This is a genomic window from Streptomyces sp. NPDC055506, assembly GCF_053643595.1.
In genome coordinates this window covers 1-3,058 of record NZ_JBSHKH010000264.1, presented here as the reverse complement: position 1 = coordinate 3,058, position 3,058 = coordinate 1, and the positions used below count along the sequence as shown (strand labels likewise).

Here is a 3,058-nt window from a genome sequence, read left to right as displayed (position 1 = left end):
GGCGCTCGGCGATGACCGACGCGATCAGTTGTGGCTGTGCAGGATCTCGTTCAGCCCGCCCCACACCGCGTTGTTCGGCCGCGCCTCGACCGTGCCGGTGACCGAGTTGCGGCGGAACAGGATGTTGGAGGCGCCGGACAGCTCGCGGGCCTTGACGATCTGGCCGTCGGGCATGGTGACGCGGGTGCCGGCGGTGACGTAGAGGCCGGCCTCGACGACGCACTCGTCGCCGAGGGCGATGCCCACGCCCGCCTCGGCGCCGATCAGGCAGCGCTCGCCGATGGAGATGATGACGTTGCCGCCGCCGGACAGCGTGCCCATCGTGGAGGCGCCGCCGCCGATGTCCGAGCCGTCGCCGATCAGGACGCCCGCGGAGATACGGCCCTCGACCATCGACGTGCCGAGCGTGCCGGCGTTGAAGTTGACGAAGCCCTCGTGCATGACGGTGGTGCCCTCGGAGAGGTGCGCACCGAGGCGGACCCGGTCGGCGTCGGCGATACGGACGCCCTTGGGAGCCACGTAGTCCGTCATGCGCGGGAACTTGTCGACGCTCGTCACCTGGAGGTGCAGGCCCTCGGCGCGCGCGTTGAGGCGCACCTTCTCCAGGTCGTCCACGGCGACCGGGCCCAGCGAGGTCCAGGCGACGTTCGCGAGGTGGCCGAAGATGCCGTCGAGGCTCTGGCCGTGCGGCTTCACCAGACGGTGCGAGAGCAGGTGCAGGCGCAGGTAGACGTCGTGCGCGTCGACCGGCTTCTCGTCGAGCGAGGCGATGACCGTGCGGACCGCGACCACCTCGACGCCCCGGCGGGCGTCCGGGCCGACCGCAGCGGTCGCGCCGCCGCCGAGCAGTTCCGCGGCACGCTCGGCGGACAGCCGCTCGGTGCCGGACGGGCCGGGCTCGTCGGACAGCTCGGGCGCGGGGAACCAGGTGTCGAGGACGGTGCCGTCGGCGGCGATCGTGGCGAGGCCGGCGGCCACGGCGCCGGTGGTGCGAGGAGCAGTCGTGTCGGTCATGAGGGCAACCTAACCGGCGGACGGCGGTCGATGCGAACCGGTACGGGGCCGTCTCACGTGCCGGGCGGTACGTCTCCCCGCTGGTCGGCGCGACGCGGCGCCCTACCCGCCCTCACACCCCCACCCCACAACCGCCGACCCCCGCCACGACCCGCCCCAGCACCTCCCGCGCATACTCCTCGTCATACGCCACCCCCGTCAGCAGCACCTGAAGACAGATCCCGTCGACCACCGCCACCAGCGCCCGCGCCGTGACGGGATCCGTGCGCCGGGACAGCAACTCGGCGACCCCCTCGGCCCACTCGGCGGCGACGGGCCGCAGGGCGGGCCGACGCAGGGCGGCCAGATACAGCTCGTACTCCAGCTCGACGCCGGTACGGTCGCCCGCGAGCCACTCCCCCACCCATGCCGCCAGCTCCGCCGCCAGATCGGTCCGGGGGTCCTGCAGTCCGCCGCGCCCGGCGATCACCTTGGCGAAGCCCTCGTTGGCCTGCCGCAGTGCGGCGACCAGCAGCTCGTCGAGGGTTCGGAAGTGGTACGTGGTGGAGCCGAGCGGCACATCGGCCTCCGCGGCGGCACTGCGGTGGCTGAGCCCCGCGATGCCCTTCGCCCCGACGACCCGGATCGCCGCGTCGATGATCCGCTGCCGCCGCTCGGGGTCGTAGCGCCGGGGCATCAGTGACCGCCTCCCAGGTTCAGCACCACGACCCCGACGATGATCAGCGCGATACCGGCGGCCTTGGCGGCGGTCACGCCCTCTCCGAGGAACAGGACGCCGATGGTGGCGATGGCCGCGGTGCCGACTCCGGCCCAGATGGCGTAGGCCGTGCCGACGGAGACGGTCTTCAGCGTCTGCGCGAGGAGCGCGAAGGAGACGAGGTAGCCGACGAGTGTGAGCAGTGAGGGCCCGAGCCTGCTGAAGCCGTCGCTGTACTTCATGGCAGTCGTCGCGCCCACTTCGGCGGCTATGGCCGTAGCCAGCAGCAGATAACCCATATGTACAAGCGTACACACCATCTGTACGACCGTACACATCACAGGACGGAAACCGCTCTCAACAAACGCCCCCAGTGATCCCACACGTCCACTACGGTGTCACCGATCACACACCGGGTCACCACAACTGCGCCGCCGTCAAGGGTGCCCCGATGGAGGAACCAGCGCATGACAGAAGACAAGTCCCGGCCGCCACAGGACCGTCCGTGGGAAAACGGTTGGGCCCCGGACACCACCCGGGCACCGGGTACGCGACGACTCTGGCTGGCGGGCGCCCTCGCCCTGGCCACGGTCACCGCGTGCGTGACGGCGATCGCCGTGATGGACAGTCAGGCCGGCGAGCCCGCACCCGAGTCGGCGGAGCCGACCACACTCAGCAGTTCGGCCCCGGGCGGCCTGATCTCCTTCGCGACGCCCTCCGGGACCGCCACGCAGACGCCCGGCAAGGACCGCGAACGCCCGTCGCCCACCCCGACGACGAGCGCATCCACCAGCCCGAGCGCCTCGCCGAAGCCGCGCCCGAAGGCACCGAAGCCCTCGGAGTCCGACCGGACTTCACCGGCCCCCAAGCCCCCGAAGTCCAACGGGATATCCATACGCTCGGTCAACTACCCCGACCGCTACTGGCGGGTGCGCGACGGCTATGTGCGCCTGGACTCAATCGGCTCCGGCCCGGAGCAGCGTGAGGACGCCACCTTCCGGCGCGTAGCCGGCCTCACCGACTCCTCCTGCTACTCCTTCACCACCGCGGACGGCCGCTACCTCCGCCACCGCAGCTTCGTCCTGGTCGCGAACGCCGACGACGGCTCGCCCCTCTTCCGCCAGGACGCCACCTTCTGCCCCCGCCCCGTGTACCCCTCGGGCACGGTCATGCTGGAGTCGGTGAACTACCCGGGCCGCTTCCTGCGCCACCGCAGCTTCCAGCTCCGCCTCGACCCGTACCAGCACCACGGGCAGTACCGCGCGGACGCGTCGTTCCAGCTGGTGGCCGGGCTGGACTGAGCCAGCGCTGGACCGAACATGACGAAGGGGCGGCACCCGGGAGGGT

The 3,058-nt window shown here is 71.5% G+C and carries 4 protein-coding genes; 1 reads left to right on the top strand and 3 read right to left on the bottom strand.

Translation table 11 applies throughout. The features are described 5' to 3' along the window. Positions 1–24: 24 nt before the first annotated feature. From dapD to ACWIF2_RS40440, 3 genes are all read right to left on the bottom strand, one after another. The gene (dapD, locus tag ACWIF2_RS40450) at positions 25–1,014 is read right to left on the bottom strand and encodes a 2,3,4,5-tetrahydropyridine-2,6-dicarboxylate N-succinyltransferase (RefSeq protein ID WP_382498711.1); all 990 of its coding nucleotides are present in this window, start codon (positions 1,012–1,014) and stop codon (positions 25–27) included. Between the two features lie 112 nt (positions 1,015–1,126). Beyond that, a complete protein-coding gene (locus tag ACWIF2_RS40445; RefSeq protein ID WP_454366675.1) occupies positions 1,127–1,690 on the bottom strand; it encodes a TetR/AcrR family transcriptional regulator in 564 nt (187 codons plus the stop codon). After that, complete coding sequence (locus tag ACWIF2_RS40440) at positions 1,690–2,010, bottom strand: DMT family transporter (protein ID WP_382498715.1); 321 nt, start codon at positions 2,008–2,010, stop codon at positions 1,690–1,692. The genes ACWIF2_RS40445 and ACWIF2_RS40440 overlap by 1 nt, the downstream gene beginning before the upstream one ends. A 168-nt stretch (positions 2,011–2,178) precedes the next feature. On the opposite strand from ACWIF2_RS40440, the gene ACWIF2_RS40435 reads away from it, so the two are divergent. After that, entirely contained in the window at positions 2,179–3,012 is an 834-nt protein-coding gene (locus ACWIF2_RS40435) for an AbfB domain-containing protein (RefSeq protein ID WP_454366673.1), read from the top strand. Positions 3,013–3,058 lie beyond the last annotated feature (46 nt).